The 22,527-nt window shown below is 60.0% G+C and carries 22 protein-coding genes; 12 read left to right on the forward strand and 10 right to left on the reverse strand.

Translation table 11 applies throughout. The features are described from left to right. The first annotated feature begins 136 nt into the window (after window positions 1-136). Both SSARUM2_RS15330 and SSARUM2_RS15335 read left to right on the forward strand, forming a co-directional pair. Window positions 137-2,320: a glycoside hydrolase gene (locus tag SSARUM2_RS15330; RefSeq protein ID WP_060452566.1), complete on the forward strand. Its 2,184-nt coding sequence runs from the start codon at window positions 137-139 to the stop codon at window positions 2,318-2,320. 61 nt (window positions 2,321-2,381) lie between these two features. Further along, complete coding sequence (locus SSARUM2_RS15335) at window positions 2,382-3,767, forward strand: CoA transferase (RefSeq protein WP_060438529.1); 1,386 nt, start codon at window positions 2,382-2,384, stop codon at window positions 3,765-3,767. Here SSARUM2_RS15335 and SSARUM2_RS15340 read toward each other — a convergent pair. Further along, window positions 3,764-4,639 (reverse strand): LysR substrate-binding domain-containing protein, encoded by an 876-nt coding sequence (locus SSARUM2_RS15340; RefSeq protein WP_033653588.1) that lies wholly within the window; start codon window positions 4,637-4,639, stop codon window positions 3,764-3,766. The two genes, SSARUM2_RS15335 and SSARUM2_RS15340, sit on opposite strands and share 4 nt — an antisense overlap. A gap of 101 nt (window positions 4,640-4,740) precedes the next feature. Between SSARUM2_RS15340 and SSARUM2_RS15345 the strand changes: the two genes are divergently transcribed. After that, a complete protein-coding gene (locus SSARUM2_RS15345) occupies window positions 4,741-6,156 on the forward strand; it encodes a pyridoxal-dependent decarboxylase (RefSeq protein ID WP_041035708.1) in 1,416 nt (471 codons plus the stop codon). Window positions 6,157-6,169: 13 nt separating this feature from the next. Here SSARUM2_RS15345 and SSARUM2_RS15350 read toward each other — a convergent pair whose 3' ends face one another. Next, the gene (locus SSARUM2_RS15350) at window positions 6,170-6,811 is read right to left on the reverse strand and encodes a GNAT family protein (protein WP_080437547.1); all 642 of its coding nucleotides are present in this window, start codon (window positions 6,809-6,811) and stop codon (window positions 6,170-6,172) included. A 796-nt stretch (window positions 6,812-7,607) separates the two neighbouring features. Between SSARUM2_RS15350 and rcsA the strand changes: the two genes are divergently transcribed. Then, window positions 7,608-8,237, forward strand: coding sequence for a transcriptional regulator RcsA (gene rcsA, locus SSARUM2_RS15355; protein WP_033635078.1), 630 nt, complete (start codon window positions 7,608-7,610; stop codon window positions 8,235-8,237). A gap of 218 nt (window positions 8,238-8,455) precedes the next feature. Here the strand turns inward: rcsA and dsrB are convergent, their stop codons facing one another. After that, window positions 8,456-8,656: a protein DsrB gene (gene dsrB / locus SSARUM2_RS15360; protein WP_033635079.1), complete on the reverse strand. Its 201-nt coding sequence runs from the start codon at window positions 8,654-8,656 to the stop codon at window positions 8,456-8,458. Between the two features lie 318 nt (window positions 8,657-8,974). Beyond that, window positions 8,975-9,187: a transcription antiterminator/RNA stability regulator CspE gene (gene cspE / locus SSARUM2_RS15365; RefSeq protein ID WP_004935122.1), complete on the reverse strand. Its 213-nt coding sequence runs from the start codon at window positions 9,185-9,187 to the stop codon at window positions 8,975-8,977. Window positions 9,188-9,563: 376 nt separating this feature from the next. Here cspE and SSARUM2_RS15370 point away from each other — a divergent pair, with 376 nt between their 5' ends. The 3 genes from SSARUM2_RS15370 to SSARUM2_RS15380 all read left to right on the forward strand — a co-directional run bounded on the left by SSARUM2_RS15370 (window position 9,564) and on the right by SSARUM2_RS15380 (window position 11,820). Beyond that, window positions 9,564-9,938, forward strand: a complete 375-nt coding sequence (locus SSARUM2_RS15370; RefSeq protein ID WP_039565400.1) for a hypothetical protein — start codon at window positions 9,564-9,566, stop codon at window positions 9,936-9,938. Between the two features lie 511 nt (window positions 9,939-10,449). Further along, the gene (locus tag SSARUM2_RS15375) at window positions 10,450-10,659 is read left to right on the forward strand and encodes a hypothetical protein (protein ID WP_033647847.1); all 210 of its coding nucleotides are present in this window, start codon (window positions 10,450-10,452) and stop codon (window positions 10,657-10,659) included. Window positions 10,660-10,812: 153 nt separating this feature from the next. Next, window positions 10,813-11,820: an NAD(P)H-quinone oxidoreductase gene (locus SSARUM2_RS15380; protein ID WP_033647848.1), complete on the forward strand. Its 1,008-nt coding sequence runs from the start codon at window positions 10,813-10,815 to the stop codon at window positions 11,818-11,820. A 44-nt stretch (window positions 11,821-11,864) separates the two neighbouring features. Here the strand turns inward: SSARUM2_RS15380 and SSARUM2_RS15385 are convergent, their stop codons facing one another. Continuing rightward, window positions 11,865-12,917 (reverse strand): SDR family oxidoreductase, encoded by a 1,053-nt coding sequence (locus SSARUM2_RS15385; protein WP_049197249.1) that lies wholly within the window; start codon window positions 12,915-12,917, stop codon window positions 11,865-11,867. Between the two features lie 110 nt (window positions 12,918-13,027). Here SSARUM2_RS15385 and SSARUM2_RS15390 point away from each other — a divergent pair, with 110 nt between their 5' ends. Further along, window positions 13,028-13,960: a LysR family transcriptional regulator gene (locus tag SSARUM2_RS15390; protein ID WP_041035714.1), complete on the forward strand. Its 933-nt coding sequence runs from the start codon at window positions 13,028-13,030 to the stop codon at window positions 13,958-13,960. Window positions 13,961-13,963: 3 nt separating this feature from the next. On the opposite strand, the gene SSARUM2_RS15395 is transcribed toward SSARUM2_RS15390, so the two are convergent. From SSARUM2_RS15395 to SSARUM2_RS15405, 3 genes are all read right to left on the reverse strand, one after another. After that, on the reverse strand, window positions 13,964-14,353 hold the full coding sequence (locus tag SSARUM2_RS15395; RefSeq protein ID WP_033635085.1) for a YidB family protein: 390 nt from the start codon (window positions 14,351-14,353) through the stop codon (window positions 13,964-13,966). Between the two features lie 95 nt (window positions 14,354-14,448). Next, complete coding sequence (locus SSARUM2_RS15400) at window positions 14,449-14,697, reverse strand: GlsB/YeaQ/YmgE family stress response membrane protein (RefSeq protein ID WP_033635086.1); 249 nt, start codon at window positions 14,695-14,697, stop codon at window positions 14,449-14,451. A gap of 14 nt (window positions 14,698-14,711) precedes the next feature. After that, window positions 14,712-14,909, reverse strand: a complete 198-nt coding sequence (locus SSARUM2_RS15405) for a DUF883 family protein (protein WP_033635087.1) — start codon at window positions 14,907-14,909, stop codon at window positions 14,712-14,714. Window positions 14,910-15,536: 627 nt separating this feature from the next. Here SSARUM2_RS15405 and SSARUM2_RS15410 point away from each other — a divergent pair. Then, a complete protein-coding gene (locus SSARUM2_RS15410; protein ID WP_049211426.1) occupies window positions 15,537-16,457 on the forward strand; it encodes a Kdo(2)-lipid IV(A) acyltransferase in 921 nt (306 codons plus the stop codon). A 178-nt stretch (window positions 16,458-16,635) separates the two neighbouring features. Then, window positions 16,636-17,055 (forward strand): VOC family metalloprotein YjdN, encoded by a 420-nt coding sequence (gene yjdN / locus SSARUM2_RS15415; RefSeq protein WP_033635089.1) that lies wholly within the window; start codon window positions 16,636-16,638, stop codon window positions 17,053-17,055. 15 nt (window positions 17,056-17,070) lie between these two features. Here yjdN and SSARUM2_RS15420 read toward each other — a convergent pair whose 3' ends face one another. Then, on the reverse strand, window positions 17,071-17,265 hold the full coding sequence (locus tag SSARUM2_RS15420) for a hypothetical protein (protein ID WP_033635090.1): 195 nt from the start codon (window positions 17,263-17,265) through the stop codon (window positions 17,071-17,073). A 160-nt stretch (window positions 17,266-17,425) separates the two neighbouring features. Here SSARUM2_RS15420 and SSARUM2_RS15425 point away from each other — a divergent pair, with 160 nt between their 5' ends. Then, a complete protein-coding gene (locus SSARUM2_RS15425; protein WP_049211424.1) occupies window positions 17,426-18,979 on the forward strand; it encodes a sensor domain-containing diguanylate cyclase in 1,554 nt (517 codons plus the stop codon). Between the two features lie 478 nt (window positions 18,980-19,457). Continuing rightward, on the forward strand, window positions 19,458-20,351 hold the full coding sequence (locus SSARUM2_RS15430) for a Kdo hydroxylase family protein (RefSeq protein WP_049234682.1): 894 nt from the start codon (window positions 19,458-19,460) through the stop codon (window positions 20,349-20,351). Window positions 20,352-20,392: 41 nt separating this feature from the next. Here the strand turns inward: SSARUM2_RS15430 and paaZ are convergent, their stop codons facing one another. Continuing rightward, entirely contained in the window at window positions 20,393-22,459 is a 2,067-nt protein-coding gene (gene paaZ / locus SSARUM2_RS15435) for a phenylacetic acid degradation bifunctional protein PaaZ (RefSeq protein WP_047571499.1), read from the reverse strand. Window positions 22,460-22,527 lie beyond the last annotated feature (68 nt).

The raw sequence follows: 22,527 nt of genomic DNA on the forward strand, positions 1-22,527 counted from the left end.
AAGGCTAATTTATTAAACGAAAAATAAACTGAAATACCGCGATGATATTTCGATGTCACAAATCGGCAGCGACAGCGTTGGGCGGCAGTGCGCTTATCGGTAAACTGCTCCCCTTCATCTTTCAAGGACGCCCCCGATGAAACACCGGCTTTCCCCGCTCGCGCTCGCGCTGCTCGTCAGCTATCCCGCCGATGCCCTGCTGCTGCTGCAAGGCGACGCGCAGTTTGAACTCGATCCCGCCACGCTGCGCATTGCCGCCGGCGCTGTGCCGGTCAATCTGGCGCAGCCCGCGCAACAGGTGGAAGATCTCACCGCGTCGCCACAACGCGCCAGCTGGCGCTGGCCGCAGAGCGCGGTCAAGGTTAGCGCCCGTCTGGAAGGCGGCGATCTGCGCCTGAGCTTCAGCAGCGACCGGCCACAGCTTCTGAACTGGTATCGCCTGCCGCCACAAACAGAAACGCTGCTGTTGCCGATCGGCGAAGGCAGCCGCATTCCGCTCGACAACGCCGTCTGGCGCCATTACCTGACGGCGGAAATGACGCCGCTGGATACCAACTGGGATCTGAAGCTGCCGCTGTGGAGCCAGCAATACCAGGGCAAGGTCTACAGCTGGCTGATGTTGACGCCGTTCAGCAACCGGGTCACCTTCGCCTCGGCGCAGGAAAAGCTGGAGATGCGCGCCGGGCATCAGTTCAACCGCTTCAATCAACAGCAGGCATTCGAGGTGCTGCTGCACGTCGGTGACACGCCGCTGTCCGGCGCCCGCCGCTATCGCGACTATTTGCAACAGAACGGCCAGTTCAGCAGCCTGCACGAGAAGATAAAGCAGGCGCCCGAAGGCGAAAAGCTGATCGGCGCCACCCATGTCTACCTGTGGGGGGACAAACTGCTGGCGGCGGAAGATGTCAAAGATTGGCCGGGGTTGCTGCACTACCTCGCCTCTCCCGCCGCCGAAGCGCTGCGGCAGCGGATGGATGCCGAGAGCAGAAGGCTCCTGCTGCAGCTGGCGGGCAAAACGCCGGAGGGCTGGCAGCAACAGCCCCTGATCGACGGCATCAACCAGGCGTTGACGGCGCAAATTCCGCTGGGCGCCACGCCGGATGACGCCGACTTTCTGCAGGCGCAGCAGCGCCAGGCCGCTGCGGTGCGAGAGCGGGCGCAGCGAGAGCTGGGGCGCTGGCTAACCCCGGCGGACCGTTGGGGGCAAGGGCTGGCCGAACCGGTGATCGACGCGCTGCGCCAGGCCGGCTTGCCGCGCCTGTGGTTAGGCACCGATAACTGGACCGCCGCCTTCCTGCACCCGCAGGCGGTGGGCGCAGCCAAAGCGGCCGGCTATCTGATCGCCAGCTACGACTCCTACGATACCGCCATTGCGCGCGGCGTGAACGACAGCTGGCTCACCGCGCAACTGCCGACGGCGCTGCGGGAAAGTTGCGCCATCGTGCGCGCCGACGGCAGCAAGAAACCCGGCTTCGGCAAACAGGGTTACTACCTCAACCCGGGCTGCGTCCTGCCCTATTCTCAACGGCGCATGCGCGAGCTGGTGCAACTGGCCGGGTTGAACAGCCTGTTCCTCGACGTGGACGGCACCGGCATGGTCTCCGACGACTATCAGCCCGGCCACCCGACCGGCGCGGCGCAGATGGCCGAGGCGCGCAACGCTCGGCTGGCCTGGTTCAGCGCCACCCTTAAGCTGCCGCTCGGCTCGGAGGACGGCAATGCGGTGACCGCCCGCAGCCTGATGTTCGCCCACGGCATGGAAACCTGGGGATTCGGCTGGGGCGACAAGCAGATGAATCAGGATAAATCCTCGCCCTATTATCTCGGCGCCTGGTGGCCCAACGCCCAACCGGCGTTTTTCTTCCGCCCCGCCAAGGTGAAGCAGCCCTACCGCACCGTCGAATTCGATCCGCGTTATCGCCTGCCGCTGTACCAGGCCGTTTTCCACGATGCGATCGTCAGCAGCCACCACTGGAATTACGACAATCTGAAGTTCAGCGACGTTCAGACCACCCGCAGTCTGCTCAGCCAGCTGTACAACACCGCGCCGATGTTCCATCTGAGCCGCGTCACCCTGGCGGCCCGCCTGCCGGCGATCAAACGCGCCGACGCCGCCTTCCGGCCGTTGCATCAGGCCCTCTGGGACAAAGCGCTGACCGACTTCCGCTGGCTCGATCGGGACGGCTGGGTGCAGCAGACGACCTTCAGCGACGGTTCGACGCTGACCGCCAACTTCAGCGCGCAGCCGTTCGCCGGCGTAGCGGCCCACAGCCTGCGCGCCAAACTGGCCGACGGCCGCACGTTCGACGTTGCGCCTTAGCAAGGTCGCCGGCGATGGGCTACGCTAGGCTATATTTCCGACGACCCGCAAGGAGTGGCTGATGACGCCTCTGATCCACACTCTGCTCGACGAGATTTGGCAAAGCCTGGGGCAACGCCCCGCGCCCTGCGACCGTTTAACCATAAGCGATACCGGCGCATTGCCTTCGGCTTTTCCCGTGACCGAATTGGCTACCGCCGCCTGGAGCGCCGCCGGTTTGGCCTGCGCCGAGTTGCTTCGCCGCGAGGCTGCCGATGCGCCGCAGGTCTGGATCGATCAACGCCTGGCCTCGCTCTGGTTCGGCTGGACGCTGCGCCCGCTGGGTTGGACGCTGCCTGCGGCCTGGGACGCCCTGGCCGGCGACTACGCGACGGCGGACGGCTGGATACGCCTGCACACCAATGCACCGCACCATCGGCGGGCGGTGGAACAGGTGCTGGGCCCGGCATCGGACAAAGGCGCGCTGGCGGAACGCGTGCTGGGCTGGAAAAAAAACGAGCTGGAGGAAGCGGTGCTCGAGGCCGGCGGCTGCGCGGCCCAAATGCGCTCGGCGGCCGCGTGGCGACAACATATTCAGGGCAAGAGCGTGGCGCTCGAACCGCTGATCCACGCCTCGCTGCAGCCGGAAGCATCGCCGCCGGGCTGGACGTTGCCCGTCGCCCGGCCGCTGCACGGCGTGCGGGTGCTAGATCTGACGCGCATTCTCGCCGGGCCGATCGCCACCCGTTTTCTCGCCGGTTTGGGCGCCGACGTGCTGCGCATCGATCCCTACGGTTGGGATGAGCCCGGCGTCGAGCACGAGGTAATGCTGGGCAAACGCAGCGCGCGCCTCAACCTGACCAATGCGCACGATCGCCACACGTTTGAACATCTGCTGAGGAACGCCGACGTGATCGTGCACGGCTACCGTGCCGGTGCGCTGGAGAAGTTGGGCTATGGCGCGGAGGAAAGGCGCGCGCTGGCGCCGGGCCTGATAGACGTCTGCCTGAATGCCTACGGCTGGAGCGGGCCGTGGCGCACCCGGCGCGGTTTCGACAGCCTGGTGCAGATGAGCTGCGGGCTGGCGGAGGCGGGCATGGTTTGGCGCAGCGCCAGTTTGCCGGTACCGCTGCCGGTACAGGCGCTGGATCACGCCACCGGCTATTTGATGGCGGCGGCGGTGCTGACCGGAATGGCGCAGCGCCTAAGCCGCGGCACCGGCTACCACGCGCGGCTGTCGCTGGCGCGCACGGCGCAACTGCTGCTGGCGCATCCCTGTTCGGCAGATTATCGGCCGGAGCCGCTGGCGCCGGCCGGAACCGCCGACGAGAACCCGGAAACGGAACTGACTTACTGGGGCGCCGCGCAACGCCTGCGCGCCCCGTTAAGCCTGCAGGGTACGGCGCTGCAATGGGCGTTGCCGGCGACCACGCTCGGCACCTCACAGCCGGAGTGGCTGCGCCGTTAAACCGCCGCCAACTGTTGCTGCAGCCATTGCAGCAAGCGTGTGACCGCCGGCGTCAGCCCGGCGGTCTGCGGCCACACCAGATAAACGTCGTCCTCGCTCAGGCGACAGGGCGCAGCCAGCGCCACCAGTCGCCCCGCGTCGATCGCATCCTGCACCAGCAGCTTTTTCGCCAGCGCGATGCCGAACCCCTGCTCCGCGGCGCGAATCAACAACCCGGCATCGTTGAACACCGCCTGTTGCCGCCCGCACAGCGAGCGCCCTTGCGCATTGAACCAGTCGCGCCACGGGCTGACGTCGTGCTCCAGCAAGGGAACGTCGCCGCCGTTCTCGAATGCCGTTCCCCACTGACGCGCCATATCCGGCGAGGCGACCGGCAGCACGTCGCCCGACGCGATGCGCTGCGCCTGCAGCCCCGCCCACTGGCCGCTGCCGATGCGGATCGCCGCATCGAACCCGCGCTGCGACAGATCCTGCAACGCCAGCGAGGCATCGATATCCAGCGCAATATCGGCGCAGGCTGCATGAAATGCCGGCAACCGCGGCAACAGCCAGTAATGGGCAAAAGACGGCAGCACGCTGATGCGCAGCGTCTGGCTCGCCGCCAAGCGCCGGGCGCGGGCGACGCCCTGCTGCAGCGCCTGCAGCGCCGGCTCTACCGCCGCCAGCAACTCTTTCCCGGCGGCATTCAGGCGCACACCGCGCCCGCGCCGTTCAAACAGCGGGTAGCCCACCGCCTGCTCCAGCAGCTGAATTTGCTGACTGACCGCGCCATGCGTCAAATGCACCTGCTGCGCCGTGGCGCGCAAATTCTCCAACCTGGCGGCGATAGCAAAGGTCGGCAAGACATGCAGCGGGAGACGTTCATTCATCATTGGTTAACCAGGCTAGCCAAAAAGGCTATTTTTCATCGATTTTGGCCCGCAGGCAAATGTTCTATGTTTACCCCATCATCCCTGACGCTTTCGGAGCCGCCATGCACCCACGTTTACAACAGGATCTTGCACAGTTTCCGCAGATCCTCGATCACACCCGCCAGTTGGCGGAAGATTTTCTGGCCGGGCTGCAGCAACGCCCGGTCTGCCCACCGCTCGCGCAACAGCAACTGCAACCCGGTGACGATCGGCTGGCGGAAAACGGCGAAGGCGCCCTGGCGGCGCTGGATGACTTTTGGCAACGTTATCAGGCGGGCATTTCCGCCAGCGCCGGCCCGCGTTATTTTGGCTTCGTCACCGGCGGGGGCACGCCGGCGGCGGTCGCGGCAGACTGGCTGGTTAGCGTGACAGACCAAAATAGCCAGCTCAGCCATGATACGATCGCTGCGGCGATCGAGCTGGCCGCGGTGACGCAGTTGAAATCCCTGCTGGGCCTGCCGGAAGCGTTCAGCGGCAGCCTGGTCAGCGGCGCCACCATGGCCAATTTCGCCGGGCTGGCCATTGGCCGGCAGTGGCTGGGGCAACAGCACGGCGTGGATATCGCCCAACAGGGCCTGGCGGCGCTCGGCCCCATCCGGGTGCTGGCGGCCAACCCGCATTCCAGCAGCGTGAAGGCGCTCAGCATGCTCGGCATCGGCCGCGACGCGCTGACGACCGTCGCCAGCCTGCCGGACTCAGAAGCCATGGATATGGCGGCGCTGGAGCGACAGCTCGCCGCCGGCGCAGGCCGTCCCACGCTGGTGCTGGCCAGCGCCGGCACGGTCAACACCGTCGCTTTCGACGATCTGCCGCGTCTGCTGGCGCTGCGGGAGCGCTACCCGTTCTGGCTGCATGTCGATGCGGCATTCGGCGGCGTGGCGGCCTGCTCGCCGCTATACGCCCCAAGGCTCGAGGGCTGGCAGCATGCCGATTCTATCACCGTCGATGCGCACAAATGGCTGAACGTGCCTTATGACAGCGCGATCCAATTTACCCGCCACCTGGATCTGCAGATGCAGGTATTTCAGAACCATTCGGCTTACCTGGAAGCGCCGACGCCGCGGCCGGACAACTATCTGCACCTGACGCCGGAAAATTCGCGCCGCTTTCGCGCCCTGCCGCTTTGGCTGACGCTGAAAGCCTATGGCCGCAGCGGCATACGGGATATCGTCGAGCGCAACGTCCGATTGGCGCAGGCGCTGGGCGCGGCGTTAGCGGCCGACGACGGCTTCCATCTGCTGGCGCCGGTGAATTTGAACGTGGTGTGCTTCGCGCTCAGTCACCCGCAGGGCGACAGCGAAGCGGCGCGCGATCGCTTTCTCGATCGCCTTAACCGGCACGGCGTGGTGCGTTGCACCCCGACGAGCTATCACCATCAGCCGGGGATCCGCGCCGCGCTGGTCAACTGGATGACGGAGGAACAGGACATCAGGCTGGCGCTGGACTCGCTGCGCCATTGCCTGGCGGAAGCGGCCTAATGCACGCGGCGCATTACTCGCGTCGGAAGGCCTGCAATTGCCGTGCTTGCCGCCCGTCATCGCCGATGTTATCCGGCGATAGCCAGGCGGCAAACGCCGCGCGCCGCGCCGGCCATTCTCCGTCGACGATCGACAGCCAGTCGGTGTCGCGTGTGCGTCCTTTGACGACGACGGCCTGGCGGAACGTGCCTTCATAGCGGAACCCCAGGCGCTCGGCGGCCTGACGTGAAGGCAGATTGAGGCTATCGCATTTCCATTCGCAACGCCGGTAACCAAGATCGTCGAACAGGTGCCGCAGCATCAGGAAGATCGCCTCGCTGCCCAGCACACTGCGCTTCATCAGCGGCGACCAGTTGATGGTGCCCAGTTCGGCCACGCCGTTGGCGGGATCGATGCGCAAAAAAGCGCAGGTTCCTACCGCGCGCCCGTTCGCCCGATCGATCACCACCATCGTGTTTCTGTCTGCGCTGGACGCCTGCGCCTGGAGATAACGTTGGAAATCTGCGCGCGACTGCGGGCGTTCCCAAAACAGATAGGTCCAGTTGCGATCGTCCTCGGCGGTTTGATAAGCCTGATAAAGCGCATCCCCCCAGCGCTCGAGGTTAAGCGGTTCCAGGCGGCAAAACCGCCCTTGCAGTGGCGTGTGGCCGGGCATGCCTGCCGGCTGCCAATGAGGGAGGGCTTCACCTATCGGCTGCCCATACTGATTCCGTCTCACCGCGGCATCCTGTTTTTTGAAAGGTGGAGAGGCAAGTTAAAACCAACGCGGGCCAGAGACAACTCCGACCTGCCATTCCTCCCCGGGGATCGGGCAGCAGGATGATAGTTTAGAAAAATCACTCAATCACCGTTAAACATTCACGAAAACTATTTCATGTGAAATAAATATCCAGATAACTCATTGTAAAACGGTGATTTATAGCAACAATTAAGCTACACATTCCAGCCAGAATGTTAACTTCTGTTTGTTGTTATGATAAAAAAAGGCGTGCTTATCATTTGCGCGAAAAGCAAAAAACACCGCAATGTAATGATTTTTATATGTAAAAAGCCAAATCACTCAGTGCGAGTGTTTTTTCACCGCTCAAGAAACACGCTAAAAGACCTCAAAAAAACGACACATGAATTTTTTTTAAGACTTTTCCTAGCAAACTAAAATTTTGTTTCGTGACATGATGAACAGATTCACGGCAAGCAATGCAGACAGGCTCGGGCGCCAAGCGCAAATCAGGCTCAACATGCCGAAGCTGGACGAACAGCAGATCGCCCTGACTTAAGCCAAACTTATAGATTCATGCAATTAATAAGTTTAGTATGAAAATATCATTGAGTGACGTCGTGTTTATTGATAGAACACTCGCTACACTGAATTATTGCTCCATTTTGCCTTTCGGCTTTTTAGGCTTTTTCTCATATTACCGCAGTAAAACGGATTTAAGTGGGGGTGCGATATGCCAACGATCATCATGGATTCATGTAGCTATACCAGATTGGGATTAACCGACTATCTGACTTCGCATGGCGTGAAGAAACGCCATATTAATGCCATCGAGGACATTGACAGCTTGCACGAAAAATGCAGCAAGTTGAATCCCAGCCTGGTGTTTATTAACGAGGACTGCTTCATCCACGAAGCGAACGCCACCGAGCGAATAAAACGGGTGATTTCACTGCACCCGGATACGTTATTCTTCATCTTCATGGCCATTACCAACGTACATTTCGACGATTATTTATATGTTCGCAAGAACGTCATCATATCGTCAAAATCCATCAAACCAGAGACTATGAATCAGCTACTTAGTCACTATCTCGAGAGAACGTCCCTACGGGCGGAGAAATCCTCTCTGGATCAAACGCCGGTAACGCTGAGCCAGACCGAATCGAACATGTTACGCATGTGGATGTCCGGTCAAGGCACCATCCAGATATCAGACCAGATGCAAATAAAGGCCAAAACGGTCTCTTCCCACAAAGGAAACATCAAGCGGAAAATAAAGACGCACAACAAGCAGATCATTTACCACGTTGTTCGTCTGACCGATACCTTGACCAGTGGAATATTTGTCAATAGCCGTTAAACCACAGAGAAGGCCCCCACTCTGTTTTGCCAGCCGTTAAATACCCGGTGATAATGTCATCTGGATATCAGATGCTGGCGCCCTTAAAAGAATACCTGCTGCGTTATCCCCCGCTAGCGCAACGGGTATTTTTTTGTCATCGATAAAAAGAATCTTACCGCTATGAAATAATCTCAAAACGGACAATTTCATTAGCAAATTAATGAGATTAGCCGAAGTTACTGCCCATGCTCGCGACAGGGCTCCACAAACGTGCCGTCACGGCTGTCGATTTCATTAAAAAACCATACGCCCGCCGGGTAGTCGTCAAGAGAAACCAGATACATGGTGCCTTCGTTGAACACCTCTACGGCCAAAATGATGCCTTCACGCCGCGGGCCGCCGTCTGTTTTTACCGTCACTCGATCGTTAACCTGCATACCATTCCCCATTATTTGCGATTGCCGTCAGTGTATTACAAAACCGAGGGCGATGGACACCGCCCTAACCCTGCCGGCCTCTGCTATCAGCGTAGCAGCCGCCTGGATTTTCACTTTCTTAACGGTTTGGCCGCAGAATCTTAAGCCGGTCTCGCGTAGCCTGTCTTCAGGCGTTTCCCCCCCAGAGAAGCGCTCGCAAATGAAGAAGTAACAAGGAACTTTTGCCCGCAGACTTGCGGGCTTTTTTTCGCACCGCCGAATTTCAGACACAAAAAAACCCGCCGCAGCGGGTTTTTTTCAATCAGCGCCAGGCGCCAATTAGATAGCGGTAACGTTAGCCGCAGATGGACCTTTCGCACCGTTCTCGATAGAGAACTGTACGTTCTGGCCTTCAGCCAGGGTCTTGAAGCCTTGATCCTGGATAGCAGAGAAGTGTACGAATACGTCTTTGCTGCCGTCTGCTGGGGTGATGAAACCAAAACCTTTAGCTTCGTTGAACCACTTCACTTGACCTTTGATCATGTTAGACATGTCTAATTCCTTCAATAATAAATGTAAGCCGCCATGGGCGAGGTAGCCGGTCATCAGTTACTTATGGAGGCACTGGAAAGGAAATTCGTCAGAGAAGGGCTATCCGGGATAACGCTTTAAATTTGAACTACTTTACTCAAAATGTCGTGCATAAATAGGTCTGTACCACAGGCCGACATCATTAACTCATGAGCGAGCGGCAATAGCAACCTTTTTCGCCGCGATGGGGCGCTAATCTCGGCTAAACGCACAGGATTTGACCCCGTCTGCCGATGGAATCGCCGCCTGGCTCGCCCGTAACGCCCAAGGCAAATGATAGTAATTCTCGTTCTGCTGTTTTATAGTTGCCTGACGAAATCATTCAGGGAGAGTCACCATGCCGAGATGGCTTACATTGCCGGCCGCCAGTGCCATTCTGCTGGCCTTTGCCGCTTGCAGCGCCCCGTTGGGCGCGCTGGAGCTGAATTATCATCCGCCTGAACCCAGCATCACCCCCGCCCCCAAAACTGCGCCGGAGCCGGGGCCGGCCCCCAAAGCGGAAAAACCGCCGATTGCCTGGGCAGAGGCGAGAGATAAAAGCGGTTTTCGCGTCGATATCGAGTGCGATCATCCAGGCTGCAGCAAACCACGCGCCAAACCTTATCCCGCGTATGAAGGCCCGGTGAAGAAAACCGATCGCCGCCGCCAGTCCGATCCTTATTCCACCAATCAGGATCCCGATTACAACATTCAGTTGGGCTATGAGTGGTAGCGGCGCTTTCGGAGTAATACCTATATCAGCCGCCTTTGCCGCTGCATAGAATAGCGTCAGTTCACCACTCCTCCTGGTGTTGAACACAACAAGCTGTGTTGCAAATCTTTATGCGCCTCCCTATAGGCGCTTTTTTTTTTGCCTCGCCCTCACAGCGTCTTCCCGATTACAGATTGCTCTCATTGCCCCGCAGAGTGATCAATGTCACAAATACGCCTCCTTGCCATTCTTATTCGGAGGTAACGTTCATGGCCACAGGATCCCTTGCCCTCCTGGCCGTCTTGGCCGGCATTGCGGGCTTCGCCCTCTATAAACATTTAAAATCTCAGAAAAAAAGCACACTCATCCGCCCGTACGATCGGTAACCGACAACGCGCTTTCACCGCGAAGGCCCGGCACAACGCACGCCGCGCCTTCGCGGGCTGTCATGCTTTCATCACAAAATTGTCACACTATGGCCATATGATTATTCGCGTTTATCCGCTCTGGCTTAACACCAAGGATTTCGCCCATGACCATAATTAAAGCTGCAAACCATCAGGAAGCAGAAAAACTCATCCGCGCCGGCACCGCCAAGAAAATCGAACTGGCCTACGATATCGGCAGCGACGACTTCTTCCAGCTTGCCAGCCTGTGGTGCGATAAAGGCGCCAAGATCTCCAAAGGAAAAGACCACTTCATCGTCTCTTTGAAAGGGTTCCGCATCCCCCCTAACGATTGATGCCCTGCCGCCCATCGCGGCGGCTTCGCCCCTTCCTCGCAAAACCGCTCTATTCGACCACGCGCGCCTCATTCGATTTCGCTAAGCTAACAGCAGACTTTATTGCGGACGTTTCGCCCGATAGCCACGTCCGCCACGATGAGGAGAGTGACCATGTCAACAAATGCAGCGCTGCCCGGCACGATGAAAGCGATTGAAATCAGCCAGCCGGGCGCCCCCGAGGTTCTGGTCGTCGCTGAACGCCCGGTGCCGGTTCCGCAAGCGGGCCAACTTCTGGTGAAAATCGCCGCCGCCGGCGTTAACCGCCCCGACGTGCTGCAGCGCCAGGGGAACTATGCGCCGCCGCCCGGAGCCTCGGATATCCCCGGCCTGGAAATTGCTGGCGAAGTGGTGGCCACCGGGGAAGGCGTGACCCGCTTCGCGCCCGGCGATCGGGTTTGCGCCCTCATCGCCGGCGGCGGCTATGCCGAATACTGCACCGTGCATGAAAGCAATGCGCTGCCCGTTCCGGCGGGCCTGAGCCTGACCGAGGCCGCCGCGCTGCCGGAAACCTTCTTTACCGTCTGGGTCAACGTGTTCCAGCGCGGCCACCTCAAGGCCGGCGAGACCGTGTTGATCCATGGCGGCACCTCCGGCATCGGCACGGTCGCCACCATGCTGGCGAAGGCCTTCTGCGCTCAGGTGATCACCACCGTCGGCTCCGAAGAGAAACGACAGGCCAGCCTGGCGCTGGGCGCCGACGTGGCGATTAATTACCGCAGCGAAGACTTTGTCGCACGCACCAAAGACGCCACCAACGGTAAAGGCGCCGACGTTATCGTCGACCTGATCGCCGGCGATTATGTAGCCAAAAACTATCAGGCCGCGGCGATGGAAGGCCGCATCGTGCAAATCGGCACGCAAAACGGCGTGGTGAAAGAGCTCAATCTGATGCCGCTGCTGTTGAAACGCCTGACCCATACCGGTTCGACGCTGCGTTCGCGCAGCGTGGCGGACAAAGCGCAGATCGCCGCCGAGCTGCGCGAGAAGGTTTGGCCGCTGCTGGAGCGCGGCGTGCTGAAGCCGCAAATTTTTAAAACCTTCCCGCTTGAGCAGGCCGCCGCCGCGCATGCGCTGATGGAGTCCAGCGAGCACATCGGCAAGATCATGCTGACGTTCTGACCTCATTCCCCGCGGCCGGTGCTGCGGGGAAACCGATGCCACGCTCAGGGGATGATGCCGCGACGGCGGAACTCATCGAACAGCGAGAAAAACATGGCTTCGGTTTCGACAAACTGATGGAAACCGAAGCGCCGCGCCTTGCTGCCGTCCGCGAACATGTCATAGTCCCAGGAAAAGACGAAATCGGCGAAGCGCCAGCCGGCCACCGCGCGATAGTCCGGTTCGGCCAATTGGTGCCGCTGCACCAGCTCGCGCCACAGCGGCGCTTTGTCCGCCATCATGCTCTCCAGCGGCATCGGCAGCGGCGGCGCACATTCCAGCCCAAAGTAAGCGGCGATTTTCGGCCACATCTCGCTCCAGCGAAACAGATCGCCGTTGTTGATATTAAACGCCTGATTGGCCGCCGCCGGCTCGGTCGCCGCCCACAGCGTGGCGCGCGCCAACAACCCGGCATCGGTCATTTCCAGCAGGCTGTGGTAAGCGCCCGGTTTACCGGGGAAGCGCAGCGGCAACCCGAGCGCTTTGCTGATCGACGCGTAAACCGCGATGCTTAACGCCAGATTCATCGGATTGCCGAGGGAGAAGCCCCCCACCACGCTCGGGCGAATGGCGCTCCAGCGCCAGCGCTTGCCGACCTGCCGCTGCGCCAGATACTGTTGCTGCGCCACGTTAAACTCCGGCGGCATATGCCCGGCGTCGCTTTCGCGCGCCGGCGTTTTAAACGGCCCCAAATGCGCGCCATACACCTTATAGCCCTGCATCAGACTGATGTGCTCCAACGCCGGTGCGGCCGGCTCTAGCCCCTCGACAACGTGTTGCAACATCTGCAGGTTCGGCGCCACCAACCCCGCCCAGTCCGGCGCATCCTGATAGGCGGCATAGAAAACGTGGCTAATCGCGCTCAGCGGCCGCAGCGCGTCGCGCGTCGCCGCCGCATCCAGCAGATCAACCTGCAGGTGGCGCACCCCCGGCGCCGGTTGCCCACCCCGGCGCGAGACGCCCACCACTTGCCAGCCCTGGCCGGTCAGCTCCTCAATCAATCGGCGCCCAATCACGCCATTGGCGCCGATCACCAATGCCTGTCGCTTTGCATTCATCTTGCCACTCCTCGGGTTGTTGATGCCCTGAGTGTTATTGATTAGCGATGCTTGCGGTAGAGCCGAATTAGCACTAACACTTATAAGAAAAATCTATAGGCAAGATCGACATGGATAAACTGAACGCAATGAAAACCTTTATGCGGGTGGCGGAGCTGGGCAGCCTGTCGGCCGCCGCTCGCGATCTGCGTTTGACGCAGCCGGCGGTCAGTCAGCAAATCGCTGCCCTGGAGCAGCGACTGGGAGCCCAGTTGCTGTTTCGCAGCACCCGGGCGGTCACCCTGACCGATGCCGGCAGCGGTTATTATCAGCGCCTCAAACCGATTCTGGCGGCGGTCGACGAAGCGGAAGAAGCGCTGCACGGCCAGCGCCACCAGTTGCAGGGCAATCTGCGCATTCACGCCCCGACCGGGTTCGGGCAGTTGCACGTCACACCGCTGGCCATCGCTTTCCAGCAGCGTCATCCGAACCTCGCCATCGAGCTGCTGCTGGACGATCGCCTCGCCGACGTGATCGGCGAAGGCATCGACGTGGCGTTGCGTTTCGGTGAACTGCATGCGCCCGGCATGGTGGCGAAACGTTTGGGCGAGCTGCAGCGCCTGCTGGTGGCGTCACCGGCCTATCTGGCCAGGCATGGCACGCCGCGTTCCCCGGCGGAGTTGGCGAAACATGCACACATTCGTTACAGCGGCCTGAACGACGGCGATACGCTCACCCTGTTCGGCCCGCACGGCCCCGAGACGGTTGCTCTGCGGCCCACGTTCCGCGCCAACAATACGCTATCCCTGCTGGCCGCCATTGAGGCTGGGGCCGGCATCGGCGGCGCTCAACGGCCTTTAATCGCCGAACAGCTGGCGACAGGGGCGCTGGTGCCCGTTTTGCCGGAATACCGCTACCCGCCCATGGCGCTGCACGCGGTTTATCCCGCCTTGCGTTTTATTCCGGAGAAAGTGCGCGCCTGGGTGGCGCATCTGCAGCAGGCGTTGACGACGATCGAGGGGATCAGCGGAGTGAATGCCCCCGGCCAGACGCCGGGAGCCTAATCATTATTTGAACAGTTTACCGACCATGTCGCCCAGCTCGTTGCTGTCTTGCTGCACTTCACCGTTTGGCGAGGCGGCATCGGTGACCGTTGGCAAGAACTGTGCAATGGTGCTGGACGCCTGAGCCGGATCAATACCCAGCTTTTCAGCCAGTTGGTTGATGGCGTCGCTACCCAACGCCTGCTGTACGTGATCGCCGGTAATCGGCTGATTTTCGCCATTGCCGAGCCAGGAACCGACGATATCGCCGAACTGCCCCTGACGGAATTTGTCCAAAATGGCCTGCAGGCCGCCTTGTTGCTCGACCCACTGCATAATGGCGATGTAGTCGATGCCTTTGCCGTTGGCGCCGCCGCCCAGAATGTTACCCAATACGCTATCGAACAGACCCATGATATTCCCCTTTCAGCGAGTGCGGACTGCGCCGCGCCGCCGGATTGATTTCACGAAAAAGGGCCGCCGCGGCGACCCTGTTGAGCAATGGCTGCTTAGCCTTTGATCTTCCTGTAGACAAAAAGCACCACCAGGGCGCCGATTACTGCCACCACAAAGCTGCCCAGGTTAAAACCGTCAACGCGGCCCATACCGAAGAAGGTGCTGATATAGCCGCCGACTACGGCGCCCACGACCCCCAATATAACGGTCACAATAAAGCCGCCGCCGTCTTTGCCCGGCATAATCCACTTGGCCAGGATACCGGCGATTAAACCAAAAATGATCCAGGAAATGATGCCCATCTTTACTCTCCCTATTACCTTTTGCCTAACAGAAATCCTATTACCAGGCCCACGACGGCGCCGGCGCCTATCCCCGCCCAAGGGTTATCCTTGATGCAGGCACATGATTGCTCGAGCGCTGCCTTTACGCCGCTGCGAACTTCGCAGGCGGTGGTTTTCACGTAGTCGCTCGGTTGCTCAACACCGTTTAGATCGTCATTTTCATATGACATGTCAAATCCTTACAGACCAACCCTCTGAGAATCTCGTCACATGTTTCGCGCCAGGCGCCGTCCGCTCCGCGATCTTGCTCTGGGCAACCTGCCCGCTGCCGCTCAATGCAGAGGCGTACGGCGACAAACGCATAACTTCACACTATGACTATAGTAAAAAATCAGCGGTTTACCCATTTCCGTCCGTCTGAATTTCACCGTACAAAAAACGATCTAATTTCATCCTGCTGTCATCTCGCGAGGCTAAACTTTAAACAAATCCTCCTGGAGGAAACGCCGATGTTCAATGCCCCTTTTGTCCTGATTCTCGCGCTACTGTACGCACTGGCCGCCGTTTGGGACGGTTCCGCCGCGTTATTGTTTCATTAAGGTTACATAGCAGTTGTCACTTTTGCGATGCGCTTAATTGTGTCTTTATTTTTCAATTTCGCCAGTCGTTTGAAATAGCGTAAAATATCTGCCATTCCCTCGGTAAAAATCCTATCTCTCCCCGTTTTTCGCCTGCGCTTAACTAAAGCGTAAAAAAAGCATTAATGGAAAATCCTATTTAGCTCAGAATGTTCTACCATTCGCTCTATGAAAATTTGGGTTAAGGTCCCATTGGAAAAACAAGGAATCACAGGAAAAATGCTTTCTAACCAACGCTTTGAGCGCGAATTCTTGCGCCCTCGTTATTGGTTGCTGTGGATAGGGCTGGGAATACTCTATCTCTTGGTATTACTGCCCTACCCGCTCATTTATCGACTCGGACACGGCCTTGGCAGAATAGCCATGCGCCTGATGAAACGCCGGGTAAAAATAGCGCGCCGCAATTTAGAGCTCTGCTTCCCCGCAATGCCCACCGCCGAGCGCGAGGCGCTGATCGTCAAAAATTTTGAGTCCGTCGGTATGGGCCTGTTCGAAGTCGGCATGGCCTGGTTCTGGCCCGACTGGCGCATCGCCCGCTGGTTCAAGGTGAGCGGCATGGAAAACATGCGGCTGGCGCGTCAGGGCGGCAAAGGCGTTCTGCTGATCGGTCTGCATTTTCTGACACTGGAACTGGGCGCGCGCATTTTCGGCATGCAAAACCCCGGCATCGGCGTGCATCGCCCGCACAACAACAGGCTGATGGAGTGGGTACAAACCCGCGGCCGGCTGCGCTCGAATAAATTCATGCTCGATCGTAAAGATATCAAAGGCATGATCCGCAACCTGAAACAGGGCGAAATCCTGTGGTACGCGCCGGATCACGATTATGGGCCGCAAAGCAGCGTGTTCGCGCCGCTCTTCGCCGTGGAAAACACCGCCACGACCACCGGAACCTTTATCCTGGCGCGCATGGGGCGGCCGTCGATCGTGCCTTTCGTGCCGCGCCGCCTGCCAGATGCTCAGGGCTATGAGCTGATCGTGCAGCCGCCGTTGACGGACTTCCCGCTGGATGATGAAACGCGCGCGGCGGCCAAGATGAACCGCGTGGTGGAAGAACAGGTGCTGCTGGCCCCCGATCAGTACATGTGGCTGCACCGCCGCTTTAAAACCCGCCCAGCCGGCGAGCCGTCGCTGTATTGACCGCCCTTGCGCCTTCGCCCGTCATGCCGGCGGCGAAGACGCACTCACCTCGCACAAGCATTCTGCGCCAGGGGAACTACACTAATAAGTCACCGACGGCAATTATTGCCGCCAGCAACCATTTCTTCCTGCCCGAGGGCCGGTCGTTGCCTGTCGAGCCACAACCGAGGTCAATGTCATGCTGGTACAACCCTATCTGTTTTTCAGCGGTAACTGTGAGCAAGCGATTAACTTCTACGAACAGCAGTTGAATGCCAAAATTGAAATGGTCATGCGCTATAAAGACATGCCCGAAGAAGCCCGGCAAGACGGGCCGCAGGACGTCAATCCGGAGGCGATCATGCATGCGCGCCTGCTGATCGGCGACGGCGTACTGATGGCCTCCGACGGCTGCCCGCAAGATGACGGCGGCGGCGCTTCTCATAAAGGCTTCTCGCTGTCGCTGAACCCCAGCGATGCGGAACAAGGACGCAAACTGTTCGACAATCTGGCGCAGGGCGGCCAGGTGACGATGCCTTACCAAGCCACCTTCTGGGCCAAAGGCTTTGGCATGCTGACCGACAAATTCGGCGTCAACTGGATGATTAACGTCGAATAACCCGTCATGGCGCCGCTAGCCATAGCGGTGCCAGTCATACGCCGCCTTGGCGAACAGCACGAACAGCAGCGCCAACAGCGCCAATCCCAACCGCCAATAGGGCGACCGGCGCCGCCGCCAGGCGAAGTACATCATCACCGCCAGCGTCCCCAGCGTAAGGGGGTAATACACCGCCAGCGTCAGTAAAGTGATTATGATGTAATCCGACATGGCTCTTTCACTCCGCAGTGTCCACCCTGCCGCTGATACGGGGTGCAAACGCCCTTTCTCGCTATCGCCACGTTAGGGGCTAGAGGTCTGGCGCATTTATGCATAAAATATAAGATTGCTCTTAACTCAAATTGAATAGTAATCAAACAACAAGGGTGACATGACTCAGCAGCAACCCATACAGGATGCCGTGCCGGCGCGCAGCGCTAAAAGCTCCCCATTATTATTTCAGGCCGGCGTGTTTGTCATCATCGTTGCCGCCACGCTGATCCTCTTTAACAGCTGGCAAATCTGGAACGCGCATCAGCGCGATCTGCGCAGCGCCGAGCATGAGTCCGCCAACCTCGCCCGCTCGCTGGCGCAGCATGCCGACGATACTTTCATGCAGGTGGACGGCAACCTGCTCGATCTGACCGAACGTCTCCAGACCGACGGGTTGGGCCCAGCGCAGCTGACGCGGCTGCAGCGCGTCATGCAGACGCAGGTCGGCAACCTGCCGCAGCTGCACGGGCTGTTTCTCTACGATGCGCGCGGCCGCTGGCTGGCGACCTCCTCGGGCAAATTCATCAAGAACGCCAACAACGCCGATCGCGATTACTTCAAATACCATCAAAACCGCGACGGCGGCGGCCTGTACATCGGCAAGGTGATCCGCAGCCGCACCACCGGCGATCTGATCATTCCCGTTTCGCGGCGTTTCAACAACCCGGACGGCAGCTTTGGCGGCGTGGTGCTGGCGACGCTGTACGTCGATTATTTCCGCCAGTTTTACGACAGCTTCGCCCTCAACACCGACGCCTCACTGAACCTGCTACTGGCGGACGGCACCATCCTTTACCGCCGCCCTTACTCGGCGGCGTCGATCGGTAAAAGCATCGCCAAGGGCGTGTTGTTCAGCGAAATTTTACCGCATTCGGAGTTCGGCAACGCCACCATCACCTCGCTGTACGACAAAGTGGAGCGCATCTACGGCTATTCGCGGGTCAACCGCTTTCCGCTGGTGATCGCCGCCGGGTTGTCGAAACGCGACGCGCTGGCGGACTGGCGCACCGACGCCGGTCTGTTCGCCGCGGGCGGCCTCTCGCTGCTGATGATCCTGTTGGCGATGGGCATGGTGCTACTGCGGCAAATCAAGCACAGCATGCAAACCGAAGCCGAGCTGATGCGCACCCGCGATCAGTTGACCAGCATCAACCAGATGCTCGAAGAGCTGGCGCTGCTGGACGGCCTGACCGGGCTGGCCAACCGCCGCCAGTTTGATATCGCGCTGAAGAACGAGCTGGCGCGGGCTTCGCGCAACTACCGCAGCGTGGCGCTGCTGATGCTGGATATCGACTATTTCAAACAGTACAACGACAGCTACGGCCACGTCGCCGGTGACCAGTGCCTGCAGCAGATCGGCCAAACGCTCAAAGGGTTGGCCTGCCGCAGCAACGACGTCCTGGCGCGCTACGGCGGCGAAGAGATGGGGATTATCCTGCCGGATACCGACGTGCAAGGCGCACTGATTTTCGCCGAGCGCGTTATCAACGCGGTGCGCGATCTGAAAATTCCGCATCAGGGCAACCCGCACGGCATCGTTACCATCAGCATCGGCATCTGCGCCAAAGTGCCGCATATGTATAACGATACGCCGATCAGCTTTATCAATGAGGCGGACAGTGCGTTGTATCAGGCCAAGAAAAAAGGCAAAAACTGCATTTACGGCGCTTAACCAATAATCGGGTCACCAAGATTTGGCGGCCCGATTTATTCGCCAGAAAAATGAAGTAGTTCCCTCACGAAACATTATTTCACTGGTTTACCCTGCACTCTGAATAAAATAACGAAAATAATAAGCAGTATATTTATTTTCATTGTAATTCAACAAGATAAAACACGCCATTCAGCAGGCAATTTGTGCCTTTTTTGATTATTCGTGCCTATGCCTCGCCTCGTTTATACCCCGTTTACTTTTCATTGGCATTGCCGGTGATACCCTTATCAGGATTATTCTATCTATCAGGAAGCCATCGCACGCTTCGGCGCATTGCGCCCTGCTGATACAGCCATAATAGAACCCACAAATTTCACGTTGCCATTGGGCGGCCTGCTGACGCCGCTCCAGCCAGCCACTGCGCAAGCCAGTGCAGCCAATCACGCGGCAACCTGAGAGGCAGGAATAAAGCGATATAGATTTGCAAGGAGATCTCATGCCTACTGGCGATATTATGCACGAACAGGCCGTCCTGACGCTGCCGTTACGACAATGGGCGGCAGCGGAAGCATCCAGCGCGGTCAGCGAACTGGAACAGGGCAAGGTGCTGTTTCTGCCCGAACTGGCCTTCACCCTGTCTGAACAGGAAATGCCGCTGCTGGATCCGACATTGGTCGACCCGAAGCGCAAAAACATCAGCTACCAACCGCTGTCCGGCAAGCTGAGCGGCGTCGCCGTCGCGGAACGCCGGCAGCAGGTTCAGCAATTGCTGGAACGCTATTACCAATCCTGCCGCCAGCTGATCGCCGGGCTGTTGCCCGAATATCAGGAGGCGCTGCACCACCCGACCGGCAGCCTGCGTTTACATCCGGTTTCCGCCTGGCGGGCGGCCAGTTCCTGGCGCAAAGACGACAGCCGGCTGCACGTTGACGCCTTCCCGTCGCGCCCGAACTACGGCGAACGCATTCTGCGCATTTTCACCAACATCAACCCGCACGGTGAGCATCGCCAATGGCGGGTCGGCGAGCCGTTCCCTGAGCTGGCGGCACGCTTTATGCCACGTCTCGCTCGCTACTCCGCTTTCGGCAGTTGGCTGCAGCACCAAGTGCGCATCACCAAAACCCGCCGCAGCCATTATGACCACCTGATGCTGCAGTTGCATGACGCCATGAAGGCCGACGGCGATTATCAGCAACGGGGGCCGCAGCTGGCGCTGACGTTCCCGCCGGGCAGCAGCTGGATTTGCTTCTCTGATCAAACGCCGCATGCCGCGATGGGCGGCCAGTTTATGCTGGAACAGACCTTCCTGCTGCCGGTGAATAAGATGCAGGATCCGCAGCGTTCACCGCTGAAAGTGCTTGAACAGCTGCGCGGTCAGCCGCTGATCTGAATGATTTGCCGCCGCCGGGGGCCGGCGGCGGCAAACGCGCATCACGCTTCGAAGTCCCCCTGTTGGCGCGCCACCAGCGTCAGAATGCTGTACAGCGCCACCGGCTGCTGTTGCTGATTCAACACCTGCACATCCCACACCACCACGCCGTGCGGGCGATCTTCGGCGGTTTTCTGCGGCTTGCGGATTTTCTTTTTGCAGGTCAACCGCACCTGAATGGTATCGCCGATCTTCACCGGCTCGATAAAGCGCAAATTTTCCATGCCGTAGTTGGCGATCACCGGCCCGACGGCGGCGTCGACAAACAGCCCGGCCGCGGCGGACACCACAAAGTAACCGTGCGCCACCCGCTCGCCGAACAGCGAGTCGGCGGCGCCGATCTTGTCCATGTGCGCGTAGAAATGGTCGCCGCTCAGGCAGGCGAAGTTGACGATATCCGCTTCGGTCACGGTGCGGCGCGCGGTCAACAGGCTGTCGCCCAGTTGCAGCTGCTCGAAGTATTTCCGGAACGGATGCACCGGATGCTCGGCGACCGGCGCGCCGCGCACCCATTCGCCGCCGATGGCCGCCAGCATCGCCGGGCTGCCCTGGATCGCCGTGCGCTGCATATAGTGTTTCACCGCGCGCAGCCCGCCCAGCTCTTCACCGCCGCCGGCGCGCCCCGGGCCGCCGTGTACCAGCATCGGCAGCGGCGAACCGTGGCCGGTGGACTCCGCCGCCGCCCGCTCATCCAAAATCAACATGCGGCCGTGGGCGCAGGCCGCCGCGCGAATGAAGCGCGTGGCCAATGCCGGATCGGCGGTCACCAGCGAGCCCGCCAGGCTGCCCTGCCCCAGCAACGCCAACGCGATCGCCTGTTCGGTATCCGCATACGGCATCAGCGTCGCCACCGGGCCGAAGGCCTCGGTGCCGTGCACCGCCTGATGGGTGAACGGATCGGCGCAATACAGCAGGGTCGGCGGATAAAACGCCCCGCCGCGCGCGCCGTCGCCCAGCACCTCCAGCTTATCCAGCGCCGCGCCACAGAGCGGTTCGCAGCCGTTGCGCAGCAGGAACTCCACCTTGCTTTGCACATCATCACGCTGCTCGTGGCTGACCAACGCCCCCATGCGCACCTGCTCCAGCTGCGGGTCGCCCACCGTCACCCCCGCCAGGCGCTGCAGCAAGGCCTGACGCACCGCCGCCACCTGCGCCGCCGGCACGATGATGCGGCGGATCGCGGTGCATTTCTGCCCCGCCTTGGCGGTCATTTCACGGCACACTTCTTTGATGAACAGCGCAAACTCCGGCATTTCCGGCGTCACGTCTTCTGCCAGCACGCAGCAGTTGAGCGAATCCGCCTCCATGGTGAACGCGATCGATTTCTCCAGCAGGCGCGGGTGTGCCCGCAGCCGCTGCCCGGTCTGCGCCGAACCGGTGAAAGTCACCGCATCCTGGTAATCCAGGTGCGCAAACATGTCGCCGACGCCGCCGCAAACCAGCTGCAGCGCCCCTTCCGGCACCAGGCCGCTGTCGACGATCAGCCTGACCATCGCCTGCGTCAGCTGCGCGGTGGCGGTGGCCGGCTTGATGATGGCCGGCATGCCCGCCAGCCAGGTCGGCGCCAGTTTCTCCAGCATGCCCCAGCACGGGAAGTTGAAGGCGTTGATGTGCAGCGCCACGCCGGGGCGTGAAGTGAGCACGTGGCGGGCGGCGAACTGCGCCTGTTTCGACAATGGGATCAGCTCGTCTTCCGGCCACAGGGTATCGTCCGGCAGATCGCGGCCGGCCATGCCGGCATAGGCGAACAGCGTGGCGATGCCGCCCTCGATATCGACCCAGCCGTCGCTGCGCGTCGCCCCGGTTTGATAGGAAATCTGATACAGCGCCTCTTTATGCGCCAGCAGGTGTTTGGCTACCGCTTTCAGCATCTGGGCGCGCTGCTGGAACGTCATGTGCGCCAGCGCCGGGCCGCCGCGGCTGCGGGCATAGTCCAGGCTCGCCGCCAACGGCAGGCCGTCGGTGCAGACCTGGTACAGCGCTTCGCCGGTCACCGCGTGGCGGATTTCGCGCGCCTCTCCCTGCCCGTACACCCAGGCGCCAGAAAGATAACTGTGTAACTGCTGCATGTGCCCTCCGAAATTCATAAATTTTCACCATACAGCTTAATTACGTATCATATAAATGCCAGTCGAGG

Origin of the sequence: Serratia sp. K-E0102 (assembly GCF_029962625.1) — a bacterium.
Lineage (GTDB): Bacteria > Pseudomonadota > Gammaproteobacteria > Enterobacterales > Enterobacteriaceae > Serratia > Serratia sarumanii.

Excerpts from the sequence above, each read along its gene's own strand:
- SSARUM2_RS15330 (WP_060452566.1), top strand. The coding sequence starts at position 137 with ATGAAACACCGGCTTTCCCCGCTCGCGCTCGCGCTGCTCGTCAGCTAT.
- SSARUM2_RS15335 (WP_060438529.1), top strand. The coding sequence starts at position 2,382 with ATGACGCCTCTGATCCACACTCTGCTCGACGAGATTTGGCAAAGCCTG.
- SSARUM2_RS15340 (WP_033653588.1), bottom strand. The coding sequence starts at position 4,639 with ATGATGAATGAACGTCTCCCGCTGCATGTCTTGCCGACCTTTGCTATC.
- SSARUM2_RS15345 (WP_041035708.1), top strand. The coding sequence starts at position 4,741 with ATGCACCCACGTTTACAACAGGATCTTGCACAGTTTCCGCAGATCCTC.
- SSARUM2_RS15350 (WP_080437547.1), bottom strand. The coding sequence starts at position 6,811 with ATGCCCGGCCACACGCCACTGCAAGGGCGGTTTTGCCGCCTGGAACCG.
- rcsA (WP_033635078.1), top strand. The coding sequence starts at position 7,608 with ATGCCAACGATCATCATGGATTCATGTAGCTATACCAGATTGGGATTA.
- dsrB (WP_033635079.1), bottom strand. The coding sequence starts at position 8,656 with ATGCAGGTTAACGATCGAGTGACGGTAAAAACAGACGGCGGCCCGCGG.
- cspE (WP_004935122.1), bottom strand. The coding sequence starts at position 9,187 with ATGTCTAACATGATCAAAGGTCAAGTGAAGTGGTTCAACGAAGCTAAA.
- SSARUM2_RS15370 (WP_039565400.1), top strand. The coding sequence starts at position 9,564 with ATGCCGAGATGGCTTACATTGCCGGCCGCCAGTGCCATTCTGCTGGCC.
- SSARUM2_RS15375 (WP_033647847.1), top strand. The coding sequence starts at position 10,450 with ATGACCATAATTAAAGCTGCAAACCATCAGGAAGCAGAAAAACTCATC.
- SSARUM2_RS15380 (WP_033647848.1), top strand. The coding sequence starts at position 10,813 with ATGTCAACAAATGCAGCGCTGCCCGGCACGATGAAAGCGATTGAAATC.
- SSARUM2_RS15385 (WP_049197249.1), bottom strand. The coding sequence starts at position 12,917 with ATGAATGCAAAGCGACAGGCATTGGTGATCGGCGCCAATGGCGTGATT.
- SSARUM2_RS15390 (WP_041035714.1), top strand. The coding sequence starts at position 13,028 with ATGGATAAACTGAACGCAATGAAAACCTTTATGCGGGTGGCGGAGCTG.
- SSARUM2_RS15395 (WP_033635085.1), bottom strand. The coding sequence starts at position 14,353 with ATGGGTCTGTTCGATAGCGTATTGGGTAACATTCTGGGCGGCGGCGCC.
- SSARUM2_RS15400 (WP_033635086.1), bottom strand. The coding sequence starts at position 14,697 with ATGGGCATCATTTCCTGGATCATTTTTGGTTTAATCGCCGGTATCCTG.
- SSARUM2_RS15405 (WP_033635087.1), bottom strand. The coding sequence starts at position 14,909 with ATGTCATATGAAAATGACGATCTAAACGGTGTTGAGCAACCGAGCGAC.
- SSARUM2_RS15410 (WP_049211426.1), top strand. The coding sequence starts at position 15,537 with ATGCTTTCTAACCAACGCTTTGAGCGCGAATTCTTGCGCCCTCGTTAT.
- yjdN (WP_033635089.1), top strand. The coding sequence starts at position 16,636 with ATGCTGGTACAACCCTATCTGTTTTTCAGCGGTAACTGTGAGCAAGCG.
- SSARUM2_RS15420 (WP_033635090.1), bottom strand. The coding sequence starts at position 17,265 with ATGTCGGATTACATCATAATCACTTTACTGACGCTGGCGGTGTATTAC.
- SSARUM2_RS15425 (WP_049211424.1), top strand. The coding sequence starts at position 17,426 with ATGACTCAGCAGCAACCCATACAGGATGCCGTGCCGGCGCGCAGCGCT.
- SSARUM2_RS15430 (WP_049234682.1), top strand. The coding sequence starts at position 19,458 with ATGCCTACTGGCGATATTATGCACGAACAGGCCGTCCTGACGCTGCCG.
- paaZ (WP_047571499.1), bottom strand. The coding sequence starts at position 22,459 with ATGCAGCAGTTACACAGTTATCTTTCTGGCGCCTGGGTGTACGGGCAG.